Origin of the sequence: Streptomyces hainanensis (assembly GCF_004348415.1) — a bacterium.
Lineage (GTDB): Bacteria > Actinomycetota > Actinomycetes > Streptomycetales > Streptomycetaceae > Streptomyces > Streptomyces hainanensis.
Map to the genome: position 1 here is coordinate 1 of NZ_SMKI01000155.1, position 15,303 is coordinate 15,303.

At 71.9% G+C, this 15,303-nt stretch carries 12 protein-coding genes; 5 read left to right on the top strand and 7 right to left on the bottom strand.

Annotated features, from left to right (window positions below):
* From E1283_RS16225 to E1283_RS16240, 4 genes are all read left to right on the top strand, one after another.
* Positions 1 to 3,257, top strand: a 3,257-nt coding sequence (locus tag E1283_RS16225; protein WP_132818755.1) for an RHS repeat-associated core domain-containing protein, incomplete at its 5' end; no start/stop codon positions are given.
* 27 nt (positions 3,258 to 3,284) lie between these two features.
* Complete coding sequence (locus E1283_RS16230; protein ID WP_132818756.1) at positions 3,285 to 3,539, top strand: S1 RNA-binding domain-containing protein; 255 nt, start codon at positions 3,285 to 3,287, stop codon at positions 3,537 to 3,539.
* Positions 3,540 to 3,638: 99 nt separating this feature from the next.
* Positions 3,639 to 8,048, top strand: a complete 4,410-nt coding sequence (locus tag E1283_RS16235; protein WP_132818757.1) for an RHS repeat-associated core domain-containing protein — start codon at positions 3,639 to 3,641, stop codon at positions 8,046 to 8,048.
* On the top strand, positions 8,045 to 8,377 hold the full coding sequence (locus E1283_RS16240; RefSeq protein ID WP_132818758.1) for a hypothetical protein: 333 nt from the start codon (positions 8,045 to 8,047) through the stop codon (positions 8,375 to 8,377). Before E1283_RS16235 ends, E1283_RS16240 begins: the two co-directional genes overlap by 4 nt.
* Positions 8,378 to 8,407: 30 nt before the next feature.
* Here the strand turns inward: E1283_RS16240 and E1283_RS16245 are convergent, their stop codons facing one another.
* Positions 8,408 to 9,925, bottom strand: a complete 1,518-nt coding sequence (locus E1283_RS16245) for a radical SAM protein (RefSeq protein ID WP_132818759.1) — start codon at positions 9,923 to 9,925, stop codon at positions 8,408 to 8,410.
* Between the two features lie 106 nt (positions 9,926 to 10,031).
* The gene (locus E1283_RS16250) at positions 10,032 to 11,480 is read right to left on the bottom strand and encodes an MFS transporter (protein WP_132818760.1); all 1,449 of its coding nucleotides are present in this window, start codon (positions 11,478 to 11,480) and stop codon (positions 10,032 to 10,034) included.
* A gap of 95 nt (positions 11,481 to 11,575) precedes the next feature.
* Here E1283_RS16250 and E1283_RS16255 point away from each other — a divergent pair, with 95 nt between their 5' ends.
* Positions 11,576 to 11,989 (top strand): winged helix-turn-helix transcriptional regulator, encoded by a 414-nt coding sequence (locus tag E1283_RS16255; RefSeq protein WP_132818761.1) that lies wholly within the window; start codon positions 11,576 to 11,578, stop codon positions 11,987 to 11,989.
* 37 nt (positions 11,990 to 12,026) lie between these two features.
* Here E1283_RS16255 and E1283_RS16260 read toward each other — a convergent pair whose 3' ends face one another.
* From E1283_RS16260 to E1283_RS16280, 5 genes are all read right to left on the bottom strand, one after another.
* Positions 12,027 to 13,577, bottom strand: a complete 1,551-nt coding sequence (locus E1283_RS16260) for a polyamine aminopropyltransferase (RefSeq protein WP_132818762.1) — start codon at positions 13,575 to 13,577, stop codon at positions 12,027 to 12,029.
* Positions 13,574 to 14,011 (bottom strand): DUF350 domain-containing protein, encoded by a 438-nt coding sequence (locus E1283_RS16265; RefSeq protein ID WP_132818763.1) that lies wholly within the window; start codon positions 14,009 to 14,011, stop codon positions 13,574 to 13,576. The genes E1283_RS16260 and E1283_RS16265 overlap by 4 nt, the downstream gene beginning before the upstream one ends.
* 101 nt (positions 14,012 to 14,112) lie before the next feature.
* On the bottom strand, positions 14,113 to 14,538 hold the full coding sequence (locus tag E1283_RS16270) for a DUF4247 domain-containing protein (protein ID WP_132818764.1): 426 nt from the start codon (positions 14,536 to 14,538) through the stop codon (positions 14,113 to 14,115).
* On the bottom strand, positions 14,535 to 15,050 hold the full coding sequence (locus E1283_RS16275; protein ID WP_243744879.1) for a DUF2617 family protein: 516 nt from the start codon (positions 15,048 to 15,050) through the stop codon (positions 14,535 to 14,537). The genes E1283_RS16270 and E1283_RS16275 overlap by 4 nt, the downstream gene beginning before the upstream one ends.
* Positions 15,047 to 15,303 (bottom strand): DUF4178 domain-containing protein (locus E1283_RS16280; RefSeq protein WP_132818765.1); only part of this gene is annotated, 257 nt, incomplete at its 5' end. The genes E1283_RS16280 and E1283_RS16275, both read right to left, overlap by 4 nt.

A 15,303-nucleotide genomic window follows, 5' to 3' on the forward strand; every position in this document is an offset into this window, starting at 1 on the left:
GCTCCTGGGCGTCGACGCTCGACCAGCGGCTGGTCTTCGACGAGGCCGGGCTGCGGTTCGTCACCGCCGACGGCATGATCCTCGACTACCCCCGGCCCATGCCGGGCGAGGCGGTCATGCCCGTCGAGGGACCCCGCTGGGAACTCGGCTGGGACGGCGAACCCGGCAGCCCGATGACCGTCCACCAACGCGAGACCGGCCACACCCTGCACTTCGCGCCGACCCCCGGCCGCAAGGGCGGCGAACTCCCCCTCACCGCCATCACCGACCGCAACGACAACCGCATCGACCTCCACTACGACGCCACCGGCGCCCCCACCGACGTCGTCCACCACGGCGGCTACCACCTCGGCATCACCACCGCCGACGGCCGCATCACCGAACTACGGCTGCTCAGCGCCCCGGACCAGCCCACGCTCCGGCGGTACGGCTACGACGAGCGCGGCAACCTCACGCGGATCCACAACTCCTCCGGCCTCCCCCTCCAACTCGGCTACGACGACGCACGCCGCGTCACCAGTTGGACGGACCGCAACGGTGACTGGTACCGGTACGTGTACGACGACGCCGGGCGCTGCGTCGCGACCGAGGGCGTCGACGGCTTCCTCGGCAGCCGGATCGCCTACGACGCCGACACCTACCGCACCCTGTTCACGGACTCGCTCGGCAACACCACCGTCTACCAGTTCAACGACAGCTACCAACTCGTCACCGAGACCGACCCCCTCGGCCACCACACCCACCGCACCCACGACCGCTACGACCGTCTGCAAAGCGTCACCGACCCCTTGGGCGGGGTCAGCGAGTTCACGTACGACGGCGAAGGCAACCTGACCGGGATCCGGCGCGCCGACGGTGGCGAGGCGACCGCCGAGTACAACGACAAGCGGCAGCCCGTCGTCATCGTCGAGCCCGGTGGCCAGCGGTGGGAGCAGGGCTACGACGAGCGCGGGAACCTCACCGCCATCACCGACCCGCTCGGTGCCACGACCGGCTACGCCTACGACGACCGTGGCCGTCTGATCCGGGCCACGGACGCGCTGGGCGGCGTGCGGCTGCTGGAGAACGACGCGGCCGGGCTGCCGGTGGGAGTCACCGAGCCCGACGGTGCCGTGACCCGTTGCGTTCGCGATCCGCTCGGGCACGTGGCCGAGACGACCGATCCGCTGGGCGGCGTCACCCGGGTCGACTGGTCGGTGGAGGGCAGGCCGCTGCGCAGGACCCTGCCCGACGGCAGCGCCGACTCCTGGTCGTACGACGCGGAGAACAACCTCACCGCCCACACCGACCGGGCCGGCGGCGTGACGGCCTACGAACTGACCCACTTCGATCTACCCGCCGCCCGCACCGGGCCCGACGGCGCCCGCACCGAGTACGGCTACGACACCGAGGGCAACACGGTCTCGGTCACCGACCCCCGGGGCCTGGTGTGGAGCTATGTCCACGACGCCTGCGGCCGTGTCGTCGGCGAGACCGACTTCGACGGGCGGACGATCCGCTACCGCTACGACGCCGCGGGACGCCTGGCCGAACAGACCAACGGCGCCGGCCAGACCGTCCACTTCACTCGTGACGCCCTCGGCGAGGTCGTGACGCGCCGCGCCGACGACGCCGTCACCGTCTTCGAACGCGACGCGCTCCGCCGGATCGTTCGCGCCCGCAACGCCGACGCGGAGCTCGTCCTCGAACGCGACCCGCTGGGCCGGGTCATCGCCGAGACCTGCAACGGCCGGACGCTGGTCGCCGCCTACGACGCGATGGGTCGGCGGACGTCCCGGCACACCCCGTCCGGCACCCGGAGCACGTGGCGGTACGACGCGGCGCACCGGCCGCTCGCCCTGGACGTCGCCGGTCGGGTCGTCGGCTTCGCCCACGACGGGGCGGGCCGCGAGGTCGAGCGTGAGCTGCCAGGAACCGTCCGCCTGACCCAGGAATGGGATGCCGCGCACCGGCTCACGGGGCAGAGCCTGGCCACGGCGGGCGCGAACTCGCCGCTCCAGCGGCGCGGTTACGCGTACCGTGCCGACGGCTACATGACGACGATCTCGGACCGGCTGGCAAGCGACCGCCGGTTTACCCTGGACGCGGCGGGTCGCGTCACCGGGGTGGACTCCGGGGAGCGGTCCGAGTCCTACGCCTACGACGCCGTGGGCAACGTGATCGACGCCTCCTGGCCCGACGCGGACGACTCCCGGCAGGGCGAACGCCACTACGCCGGCACCCTCGTCCGCCGTGCCGGCCGGGTCGGCTACGAGTACGACGGGCAGGGCCGCGTCGTCCGGCAGTCCCGGAAGCTGCTGTCCGGCGGCTCCCGCGTCTGGCGGTACGTCTGGGACGCGGACGACCGACTGGTGGAACTGGAGACGCCGGACGGCAGTCGCTGGCGGTATCTCTACGACCCGCTCGGCCGCCGCATCGCCAAGCTGCGCCTGGCCGACGACGGTGCCGTGGCGGAGCGCACCGACTTCGTCTGGGACGGCACCCGGATCGCCGAACAGACGGGTGGCGACGGGGAGACCACCACCTGGGAGTGGCAGCCCGGTCACCACCGGCCGGTGGCCCAGTTGGACCGACGGGGGGTGGACGAACGCTTCTACGCCATCGTCACCGATCTCGTCGGAACCCCCACGGAACTCGTGGACGACACGGGAAACGTGGTCCGCCAGCGGGACACCACGGTGTGGGGTGTGGCGCTCGGCGACTCCCCGAACGGCGCCGACTGCCCGCTCCGTTTCCCGGGTCAGTACCACGATGCCGAATCCGGTCTGCACTACAACTACCAGCGCTACTACGCGCCCGAGACGGCGCGCTACCAGTCGCCCGACCCACTCGGTCTGCTGCCGGCGCTCGACCACCATTCCTACGTCCACAACCCGTTCCTCTGGACCGACCCGCTCGGCCTCTCCGGCTGTGACGAGTACTTCTCGATCTACCGCACCCCACGGCGCGACGACCTGGCGGACGAGTTGGCGAACGGGCCCGATCCGGCGAACTTCCCGCCCGTCACGCGCCAGTCCGGCGCGTACTTCGGCGAGATGAGCGTGGCGGCCGAGTACCAGGGCCGGCGCGGATACGCGAACGGAATGGTTCGTTACGATATGGACCCGGCCTTCGTCAACGAGTTCATGGACTGCATGCACCGCTACGACTGGGCGGGCCCCAACGGCGCTCCGCGCATCGAATGGTGCATTCCGGCCGACCGGCTTGAGCGCTTCAACGAACTCACCGGTGGGCGAAGGTCGTTCCTACCCAGGTAAGCGAAGCGAAGCGAGACGAGGAGTGCGGTGAGCGGGGCGGTCTCCCTTCATCAGGAATTCGACGCGGTCGTCACGGAGATCGCTCCCTGGGGCGTGCTCGTCGACCTGGAGGGTCGGGCGTCCGGTCTCGTCGACAACACGAAACTCCCGGCGTGGCTCGACGACACGCCGCTGCCCGAGGTGGGCAGCACGGTGCGTGTCGTCGTCCTCGACGACGCCCGGGACCCGGTGCGGGTCAGCGCGCTCGCCAGCGACCTGGAGATCGCCCGCCGGCTGCGATGAGGCGACGGCCTCGGTTGAACACCGTTGATCACGGCCGGAGTTCACGCATACGGTGACCGTTCGGCACCGCACGATGCCGATCGTCACGGGGGAGACATCATGGTGCGTCCGTCTGACTGGTCGCCGGTCGACATGGACTCGGACCCGACGCCGGGGAATCCGGACGAGGTACGCGAACTCGCCGACGAACTCCAGACCTTCGCGGACGACGTCGGTGAGGCGTTGGGCCGGGTGCGGGGGATGTCGGAGGACCGGGCGATGCTGGACTGGGCCGGCCTGTCGGCCGAGGCGTTCCGGTCGGAGTTCGACGGGGTGCCGGGGAATCTGGAGAAGCTTGAGACGTCGTATGGCATGGCGGCGCGGGCGTTACAGACGTACTGGCCGAAGCTGGAGACCGCGCAGGGCATGGCCGACCGGGCGTTGGATCGGGCGATCACCGCTCAGGCGGACCTGTCCTCGGCCCAGTCGGCACTGACCGACGCCCAGGACTGGGTGTCCCGCGCCGGCGACGAGGCGGATCGGCTGGAGCGTGAGGGCGAGCGGGAGAACGTGGAGCCGCCGTCGGAGGCCGACGTCCGCGCGGCGACGCGGGATGCGACGGCCGCCGGTCAGGCGGCCTCCGATGCCCAGGGGCAGGTGGACTCGGCCGAGGAGGCGCTGTCGGCGGCGCGTGAACTGGCGCGGCAGGCCAAGGAGATGCGGGAGGACGCGGCCGGCGCCTGCGCCTCCAGCATCGACGAGGCGTCCGACGCCGGCATCCAGAACCGGCGTTGGTGGGAGGACGCCATCAACTGGGTCTCGGAGAACTGGGACACCATCGTCGAGATATGCAAGGTCGTCGTCGCGGTCCTCGGCATCGTCGTCCTGATCATCGGCGGCCCGCTGGCCTGGGTGGTGCTGGCCGCCGCCCTCGTCGTCCTCGCCGACACCCTCTACCGCTACGCCAACGGGGAAGCGTCCCTGTGGGACGTCGCCTTCGCCGCCCTCGACTGCATCCCCGGCATGAAGGGCCTCACCACCCTCGGCGGCCTGGCCCGCGGCATGCGTGGCGGTCTCTCGGCCGCCAGGACCGGATTGCGTTCCTACGCCGGCAACCTGCGGAACCTCGGAAGGATGTGGCGGGCGGAGGGAGTCCGGGGTGCCGGCAAGGTGCTGGTCGGCGACCCGATCGACATCGCCACGGGCGAGATGACGCTGCGCGCCACCGACGTGGAGCTGCCGGGCGTCCTGCCACTGACCATCGAGCGGGAACATCTGTCGAACCACCGCCACGGGCGCTGGTTCGGCATCTCCTGGGCCTCCACCCTCGACCAACGGCTGGTGCTCACCGAGCACGGGGTGGACTTCTACGCGGACGACGGGATGCGGCTGCACTACCCGGTACCGCTCTCCGATCCGGATGTGCCCGTGCTTCCGGTCGAGGGTCCGCGATGGGGCCTGTCGTGGGACGGCCGGGCGGGCGGGGGAATGTCCGTGCGGCAGCCGGAGACCGGTCGCACCCTGCGTTTCGTGGGGGTTCCCGGCCGCGCGGGGAACGAACTGTCACTGGTCACGGTGAGCGACCGCAACGCCAACCGCGTCGACCTGCACTACAACGACGCCGGCGAGCCGGCCGAGATCACCCACTCGGGCGGCTACCGGATCGGGGTGGCGGTCGACGCCGGCCGCATCGTGTCCCTCACACTCCTGAGCGCCCCCGAGCAGCCGGTGCTGGTCCGCTACGGCTACGACGACGCCGGGAACCTCGCCGAGGTCTACAACTCCTCCGGCCTCCCCCTGCGGTTCGCCTACGACGCCGACGCCCGCATGATCCGCTGGGAGGACCGCAACGACACCTGGTACCGCTACGAGTACGACGCCGCCGGTCGCTGCGTCTTCACCACCGGCACGGACCGGGTGCTGGAGTACCGGTACCACTACGACGTGGAGAACAACCGCACCACCGCGGTGAACTCCCTCGGCCACGCGACGGTCTACCAGCTCAACGACCGCTTCCAACTCGTCGCCGAGACCGATCCGCTGGGCCACACCACCCACCGGGAGTGGGATTCCTTCCACCGCCTCACGTCCCTCACCGATCCCCTCGGCAACACCACCCGCACCGAGCACGACGACGACGGCAACGTCACGCTCGTCACACGTCCGGACGGCAGCCGGGTGCGGACCGAGTACAACGCACTCGGGCTGCCCTCCGAGACGACACAACCCGACGGCGCCACCTGGCACTTCGCCTACGACGCGCGGGGGAACCGGGTCGCCGTGCTCGATCCGGCCGGGGAACGCTGGCGTTTCACCTACGACGGTCGGGGAGCACCACTCTCGGTGACCGACCCGCTGGGCCACACCACGCGCTATCGGAACGACGCCGCCGGCATGGTGGTCGCGGTCACCTCGCCCCTCGGCGAGACCACCCGCTGGGAGAGGGACGCCTTCGGCCGCGTCGTCCTGAGCGTCGACGCGGCGGGCGCCGCGCACCGCTACGCCCACACCCCGGAGGGCCGCCCACTTCACCACGTCAACCCGCTCGGCGCCGAACGGAGCTGGAGCTGGGACGGCGAGGGGAACCTGCTGACCCACACCGACGAGAACGGCGGCGTGACCAGCTTCGCGTACGGCGCGTTCGACGCGCCGACCCACCACGTCGCCCCGGACGGCAGCCGTGTCGGATACGAGCGCGACACCGAGCTGCGCCTGGTGAAGGTCACCAACCCCCTCGGCCTCGCCTGGGAGTACGCCTATGACGCGGCCGGTCGTCTGGCGCGTCAGACCGACTTCGACGGCCGGACCCTCGACTACGCGCGGGACGCCGCCGGGCAACTCGTCTCGCGCACCAACGCCCTGGGGGCGACCGTCAGCTTCACCTACGACAGGCTGGGAAGGCTGACCGGAAAACACGGCGCCGGGCTGTCCGACTGCCGCTTCGGGTACGACCCGCTCGGCCGACTCGTCACGGCGGACAACGACGACACCCGGGTGGTGATGGAGCGGGACGCCCTGGGCAGGGCGTGGCGCGAGACCACCGACGACCGGGTGCTGACGCAGAGCTTCGACGCACTGGGCCGGCCGCTCGTCCGTACGAGCCCGGCCGGCCACACCAGCGTCTGGGGATACGACGACGCGGGCCGGGCCGCCTCACTCGTCACGGCCGGGCGCACGATCGCCTTCGAGCGCGACGCCCTCGGCCGGGAGACCGCACGCCGGGTCGGCGACGCGATCTCGCTGAACTGGTCGTGGGACGCGATGCACCGGCCCACCGAGCAGGGCATCCGCACCGGCGTCGGCCTCCACCGTCGGCGCGCGTACGACTACCGTGCTGACGCCTACCCGACCGACGTGACCGACCAGGACGGCACGCGCACCCGCTACCACCTCGATCCCGTGGGTCGGGTGACCGCGGTGGACGGCGGCCCCGGTCGGCGGGAGCGGTACACGTACAACGCGGCGGGCGACCAGATCCACGCGTCCTGGCCGGAGACACTGCTGCCCGACGCCGAGGGCGACCGTTCCGTCACCGGCACCCGGGTCCTGGGCGCGGGGCGGATCGGCTACGAGTACGACGCGGCGGGACGCGTCACCGTGCGCCGGCGCACCCGCCTGTCCAGGAAGCCGGACATCTGGCGGTACGCGTGGGACGCCGAGGACCAGCTGACGTCGGTGACCACACCGGACGGCACCGTCTGGCGCTACCGGTACGACGCCGTCGGCCGACGGGTCGCCAAGCAACGTCTCGCCGCTGACGGTTCGGTCGCCGAGGAGACGCTGTTCGTCTGGCAGGACACCACCCTCGTCGAGCAACTGACCACCGGCGCCGACGGCGCCGGAACCTCGACCACCTGGGACGTGTCGGGCGGCCACCCGCTCGCGCAGACCGAGTGTGTCGGGCCGACGGGGCCGCGCGGTGGCCAGGAGGAGATCGACAGCCGCTTCTACGCCATCGTCACCGACCTCGTGGGCACGCCGAGCGAACTGGTCGCGGAGGACGGGGAACTCGCCTGGCAGGCCGACCGGACGCTGTGGGGCGCCGTCAGGGCCCGGGACGACAGCACCGTCGACGTGCCGCTGCGTTTCCCCGGCCAGTACGCCGACGAGGAGACCGGCTGGCACTACAACGTGCACCGCCACTACGACCCCGCCGTCGGCCGCTTCACCAGCCCCGACCCACTGGGCCTCGCCCCCGCGCTCCACCACTACACCTATCCGCACAATCCGTTGGCGTGGACGGACCCGGTCGGCCTGGCCGCGCATCCGCCGCTGACCCTGATCCACCGGGACTCCTTCGACCCGGGGTCCGTCAACCACTGGCGGAACCAGCCGACGGCGGCGATCGTCGAGTCACTGCGTCCCGGCGCGCGCGAGGCCCTGCGCGTGTGGCCGGACGGCCGCGTGGCGAACGGCAACACCCGGGTCAGCGAGCTGCTCTCCCGTGGCTACGATGTCGACTCCCTGCCCCGGGAGCCCTATGGCAGGGGGCCGATGACGGACGAGGATATGTGGAGTATGCCGCAATGACACTCGGCGACCGCGTGCTCGGGGTGCTGGCCTCCGAGGCCCGGGAGACCTTTCTGCTCGCGCTCGGCCACCGGCTGGGCATCGAGGCTCGGCAGAACTTCCTGGGCGAGGACGCGTCGGACGCGCTGCCCCGCGCCCGAGCCTGCAACGAGATGATGATCGTCATCTGGTCACAGCTGTGGGCCGGCCGGGGCGCGGGCGACGAGGGCTACCCGGACCGTGACTTCCTGACCGCGCTGTCCCACCGGGCGCAGGCCGGCGACGCTCGCGAACAACTGGCCCAGGCCGTCCGCAGCGCGCTCCTCGCGGTGACGGCGGAGGCCCCCTGACCCCGCGGGGCCGTGGGCTCGCCGAGCGCGTCAGTAGTCCTTGGGAATGGCCGCGTTGAGCGGGACGCGGCGTTCCGCGAGGTTCTCCGGGGTGAGGCCGGCGGCCACGTCGGGGGCGTAGTGGGCGGTGATGTCGCGGAAGGCGGCCAGCGTGGCGTCGTCCATGATCGGGGCGCCTGGCGAGGCGACCGGGACGGTCAGATAGCTGCGGACGCGGCCGAGTTCGTGGGCGTAGCGGCTCATGTCGACGGCGTAGCGGTTGACCATCAGCCGGGTCCCGGGGTCGGGGTGCGAGGTCTCGTTGGCCAGCGCCTCGAAGCCGAGGTTGAGGAAGTGGTCGGGCTGGTCGAGCAGTTGCCGGTGGGCGGGGGAGTCCTTCCAGCCCGGTCGGTTCCAGTTGGCGTTGCCGGGGATCTCGTTCTTGGCGGGGAAGCCGCGGTACTCGGAGGAGGGGAAGGTCTCCAGGAGCAGGCCGCACAGGGCGCGGGTCTCGGCGAGCGTCGCCTCGGTGTCCTCCGGGATGCCGAAGACGTAGAGGATCTCCGGGGTCAGCCCGGTCTCCTCCATGTGCGCGAAGGCCGTGATCAGGTCGGATCGGAGGCTGTCGGCGTGTTTGCGCATGGCGCGCAGCACGGCCACCGAGGCCGCGCCGTCGGCGCCGAAGCCGAAGCGGTCGAAGCCGGCGCGGAGCACCAGGTCGCGGACGTGGTCCGAGCGCATCGCGGCGTTGTAGGAGTCGGCCCTGGTGAGCGCGTGCAGCCCGAGGGTGAGGCCGGGGTGGCGTTCGCGGACGTCGACGATGGCTTCGAGGCGGGCCACCAGCAGGTCCAGGTCGCCGCCGGGCAGCGCCTGTTGGAAGAAGTCGAGCGAGGTGCAGTAGAGGTAGAGCGAGTCGACGGCGGAGCGCTCCGCGAGCTCGCAGGCGTTCTCCAGGTGGGCGCGCACGTTGAAGAACGACTCGCGCTGCTTGGTCTGGGCGCCGCAGAAACTACAGCCGAAGATGCAGCCCTGGCTGAAGGGCAGGGTCATCTCGTGGGCGAGGTAGGTGCGCATGTCGGGCTCGGGGAGCCGGTCGAGCTGGGTCCGCAGGTCGACGTCCATGGCGTCGGGCAGGGTGGCGAGCGAGTGCCGCTCGGCCTTGTGGGAGCCGGGGAAGACGCGTGCGAACTCGGCGCGGGAGAGCCGTTCGATGCCCTGCCCGCCGACGCGTATCCGCGTCGCCGGCAGGCCGCGGACCTCCGTGAGGTGGCGGTGGACGCTGGCGGCGGGGGCGATGTTCTGGGCGCCCATGACGGCGATGCCGTAGGAGTCGTACGCCTCCAGGTCGGTCGCCTCGCGCAGGTCGTGCAACTGGCAGTCGAACAGGGTGGGTTCGGCCAGCCCGTGGCGTTCGAGCAGTTCGGCGGCGTAGAGGGGGGCGACCGGCAGGAAGGGGAGCCGGTCGGCGGTGAAGGGGCCGTCCACCGCGATGTGGTCGTCGTGGACGTAGGGCGGGTGGATCATCAGGGTCCGGCCGGCCGGAACACCGGCGGAGGCGATGGGCAGCATGCGCGCCTTCCTGACGGGCGTGGTGAACGCAGACTTCCGATGGTCCGGACCCTGCCTGTGACATGTACAGGCACGATCCGGCCATCGTGTCGGCCCCGCCCGGTGGTTACCGCGCCACCTCCGCGACCGGCGCCTGCGGCGGGGTCCCGGCCGGTGCCGGCGCGGCCGGCCCGGGGCGGCCGCCCCGGGTGAGGACGCCGACGGCGGCGAGGCCGGCGGCGAGCAGGGCGCAGACCAGCGGGACGACCAGGGCGGCGCGGTAGCCGTCGAGGAGCGCGGCCGGCGAGCCGTCGTCACCGGTGGCGGCGACGTTGACCGCGGTGACGGCCGAGAGACCGAGGGCCGCGCCGAACTGGAAGGACGTGTAGAGCAGCCCGCCGGCCACGCCCTGGTCCTCCTCGGGGACGCCCTCGGTGGCGACGATGGTCAGCGGGCCGTAGGCCATCGCGAACGACAGGCTGAGCAGGACGAAGCTGGGGAGCATCGCGAGGTAGGTCCAGTCCGCGCCGACCGGCAGGAAGAGCGCGTAGGCCACGGCGGCGAGCAGCATGCCGGTGAGGATCACCCGGGCGTTGCCGAACCGCTCGACGAGCCGGGGCACGACGGTCGGCGAGAGCACCGCGTCGGCGCCGATCACCAGCATCGCGAAGCTGGTCTCCAGGGTCGACCAGCCGCGCAGCTCCTGGAGGTAGAGCACGGCGAGGAACTGGAAGCCGTAGAAGCCGCCGAGGAGCAGCAGGGCCGTGAGGTTGGCGCGGACCAGCGGGCCCGAGCGCAGCAGGCCGAGGCGGAGCAGCGGGGCGGCCGTGCGTCGCTCGACGAGGACGAAGACCGCGAAGAGCGCCAGGCTGGCGCCGACGGTGGCCACGGTCCAGCCGGCGCCGGTGTGGGTGGCGCGCTCGACGCCGAGCACCAGCAGGATGATCGCGGCCGTGACCGTGATCGCGCCCGCGACGTCCAGGCGGCGGTCGGCCGGGCGCGACTCCACCACCTTCGGGACGAGGGTGAGGGCGCCGACGAGGATCACGGCGGCGAGCAGCACCGGCGCGAAGAACACCCAGCGCCAGTCGATCGCGGTCAGGAAGCCGCCGATGACCAGGCCGCAGGAGAAGCCGCCGGCCGCCGTCCCCGAGTAGATCAGCAGGGCGCGGTTGCGGCGCGGGCCCTCCTCGAAGGTGGTGGTGATGATCGACAGGCCGGCCGGCGTCATGAACGCGGCCGAGATCCCGGTGACGAAGCGGGCCAGGATCAGCAGCCAGCCCTCGGTGGCCAGGCCGCCGAGCCCGGAGAAGAGCAGGAAGACGACGAGCCAGGCGACGAACATCCGGCGGCGCCCGAACAGGTCGGCCGCCCGGCCGCCCAGCAGCATGAAGCCGCCGTAACCGAGGACGTACGCGCTCATCACCCACTGCAACGAGCTGGTCGACATGCCCAGGTCGTCGCGGATGGCGGGGAGCGCCACGTTGAACATGGCGATGTCGATGCCCTCGAGGAATATCGCTCCACAGAGCACGAGGAGCAGTCCCCAGGAGCGGGAAGGGGACGATGCGGGCATGGGCGTCTCCAGGAACAGGGAGTGGTGGGTGGTTACGGAACCGCATGTCGGTTCCCACTTGTTACCGTCCCGATCCTGCGGCATCCTCGGACAACGTGGAAGAAGGCACTTCGAAGTCACCCAGTCACTGCGCGGGCACCATGGACGAGGCGGTGGCACAGTGGGACGTCCGGGAGGGCTGCGAGGTCCGGCAGATCCTCGACCGGGTCGCCGACAAGTGGTCGCTGCTCGTGGTGGCGCTGCTCGACCAGGGCTCGTGGCGGTTCAGCGAGCTGCGCCGCGAGATCGACGGGATCAGCCAACGCATGCTCACCGTCACGCTCCGCAACCTGGAGCGGGACGGGCTGGTGCTGCGGACGGTCCACCCGGTCGTGCCGCCCCGGGTGGACTACGAGCTGACGCCGCTCGGCCGCACCCTGCTCACCACCATCCAGGCGCTGGTCGAGTGGACCGAGGCGCACCAGACGGAGGTCGCGGCCGCGCGGGCTACCTACGACGCGCGCGGGTGACCCACGACGCGCGCGGGTGAACGGGGCCCCGGCCGGGTCAGTCGAACTGCCACTCGCTGCGGGCGTACTCCACGACCACCGGGTCCATCAGGGTGGAGGCGCGCACGTCGTCGCGGGCGCGCCGGTCGACGGGGAAGACGGTGGCGGCGGTGAGCACGTCCTCGTCGAGGAAGCGGAGGGCCGGGGTGTCGGCGGGGAGCCGCAGCTCGGGGGTACCGCCCGCGTCGAGGGTCGCCAGCGTGAAGCCCCAGTTGCCGAAGCTCGGGACGTCCACCTGGTAGGGGGTGGTGGCGAAGCCGGCCTGCCGGATGCTGGCGTCGATCGACCAGTAGGTGCGCGGCGCGAAGAACGGGGAGCCGGACTGGACGACCACCCGGGCGTCGGGGGCGAGGACGTTGGCCAGCATCGCGTAGAACTCGACCGAGTAGAGCTTGGCGGTCGCCGTGTCCTCGGGGTCGGGGAAGTCGATCAGCACCGCGTCGTAGGGGCCGGTGGCGTCGCGGAGCCAGCCGAAGGCGTCGGCGTTGACGACGTCGACCCGGGGGTCGGACAGCGCGTCGGCGTTGAGCTCGCGCAACGGGCCGTAGCCGGCGGCGAGTTCGGTCATGGCCGGGTCGAGTTCGACCAGGGTGACGTCGGTGACGTCCTCGTAGCGCAGCACCTCGCGCAGCGCCAGGCCGTCGCCGCCGCCCAGGACCAGGACCCGGGCGCGCTCGCCGACCAACGCCGGGTGCACCAGGGCCTCGTGGTACCGGTACTCGTCGACGGAGGAGAACTGGAGGTCGCCGTTGAGGAACAGCCGCAGGTCGGTGTCGCCGGTGAACGCCAGCGAGCGGGTGAGCACGATCTCCTGGTAGGGGGTGCGCTCCGCGTGCGTGATCGGGTCGCGGTAGAGGCGCTGCCTGGCCGTCACCTCGATGTCGTCGGCCATCCAGTAGGCCGTGGACAGGACCGCCACGATCGCCGCCATGCCGGCCAGCAGCCCGACCCGCACCAGGCGCCTGGTCTGCCGGCGGAAGATCCACAGCACCACGGCGACGCCGGCCACCGCGTTGACGATGCCGACCACCAGGGCGCCCTTGAGCTGGCCGAAGGTGGGCAGCAGCAGGAGCGGGAAGCAGAGGCCGCCGACCAGCGCCCCCAGGTAGTCGACGGCGAACATGTCGGCGACCGCGCCCCCCGCCTCCTGCTGGCGGATCCGCTGGAGCATCGTCATCAGCAGCGGGATCTCGGCGCCGATCAGCATGCCGACGACGAAGGCCACCACCACCATCGCCGAGGTGTAGATGCCGAGCACCGCGAACAGCACGTACAGCAGCAGGACCGAGCAGCCGCCGATCAGCGCCAGGGCGCCCTCGACGACGGCGAAGGCGCCGACCGCGCGGCGTTGCAGCGGCTTGGCCGCCAGCGAGCCGACCCCCATGGCGAAGACCATGATGGAAAGCACCAGGGAGGTCTGGAAGACGGAGTTGCCGATCAGATAGCCGCCGAGCGCCACCAGCGCCAGCTCGTAGACCAGGCCGCAGGCCGCGCACAGGAAGACCGTGAGCAGCAGCAGGAACCGAGCCAGCCGGGGGCGCGCGATCACGAAACCGCCGCGCCGACCATCAGCGCGGTGCCCAGGTACATCGCGCCGTGCACCCAGGCGGCGGGGTGCGGGTGGCCGTCCTGGTCCTGCATCACCGCGGCGCCGCGCCGGCCCGGGGTGAGGGCGGCGACCACGGCGAAGACCAGCGTCATCAGCGCCACCCCGGCCAGGCCGTAGAGCGCGGTGGACAGCAGGCCCTCGTCCAGGCCGTCCTCGGACTCGCTGGCGCCGATCGCGGACCTGAGCACGATGCCGACGCCCAGCATCTGGCCGGCGAGCAGGATCGAGGCGCCCTTGCTGCGCTCGACCCAGACCTGCTTGGCCAGGTGTCCGGGGGTGAGCAGGTCGAGCGCGACGAAGGCCACCGCCATCACGCCGAAGCCGACGAGTCCGTAGAGCAGGGCCTGGCCGGCCGATTCGAGGATGTCCCCCATGGTGTCGCTGTCCTTTCGCGAGGTGCCCGGAGATCGAGGAGAGGCGGGGAGGGTGCGGATGGTGGAGCCGGTGGGGATTGTGGAGTGCCGTGCGGGGCCGGCTACTTGCCGCTGCCGGGGCCGCCGCCCCGGAAGTCGCCCCCGCTGTCGCGCTGCGCGGCCGGCCAACGGTGGCTGACGTGCGAGCTGTAGCGGGAGCGCCCGGTCTCGTAGTCGTCGATGTCGATCCGGCTGCCGTCGAGGGCGGCGCCGTAGGGGGTGATCGCCACGATGTCGTCGTCGTAGCGGAGGAAGACGGAGCCGTCGTCCTCGATCCGGTCGATGGCCCCGGTCTCGCCCTCGATGGCGTCGGCCACCCGGGCGGGGCGGGTGTCGCGGTCGAGGAAGAGGCCCGCCCGCTCGCCGCCGGTGCGCTCGTAGGTGGACTCGATCCAGCGGCGCGGCACGTCCGGGTCGTCGTCACTGCCGCAGCCGGTGAGCGGCAGCAGGGCGAGGAGCGCGGCCGCGGATATGGCGCTGCGCCTCATGGTCTCTCCAACCTGGTTCTGGTGATGACGAGTTGGTCGGTCTGCGGATAGGCGTGCCAGGTGCGCCACTCGACGCCGCCGGCCGCGGGACCCCGGGCCCAGAGCGCGGTGACCGCGTCGGGCGAGCCGGGGAACACCCCGCACAACGCCCCGTCGCGGTCGGCGAGTCGGGCGCGGAGCGTGGCCACCCGGCGGGACAGCTCGGCCGGCGCGCAGTGCTCGACCCGGGAGGTGAACCGGTAACTCCAGCCGTCGAGACGTCGGTTCACGGACGGGGGCGGGCCGCCGCCCGGCCGCCCCGGGAGGCAGGCCAGGGTCTCCCGCACCGGCCCGGCGAACACCTGGTGCGAGGCGCCGAGCAGCCGCAACTCCACCCCGACGCCGTCGAGTTCGACCAGCGCGATGGCCAGCGCCGGCTGCGCGGGGTCGTCCAGCGAGAACGACAACTGGTCGGCGCTGGTGTCCAGATAGGGAGTGTCCAGATAGGGCGGCGCCAGGGCTGTCCCGCTCACGCGCCGCCGCCGGGGTAGATGGTGAGGGTGCCGGTGGGCACCCGCTCGCCGAGCGACGCCTCCCAGCTGCCGGCGCCCCGCCCGTCCAGGAAGCGTTCGAAGGCCAGGGCGTGGCCGCCGGGACCCTCGTAGTCCGCGTACTCCACGCGGCCCGTCGCACCGAGTCCCGTGGTGCCCTCGGAACGGTAGCCGGCGGTGCCGTGCTCGGTGCGGCGGTAGGCGACGCCGTCCACGGTGAGGGTGGGCTGGGTGG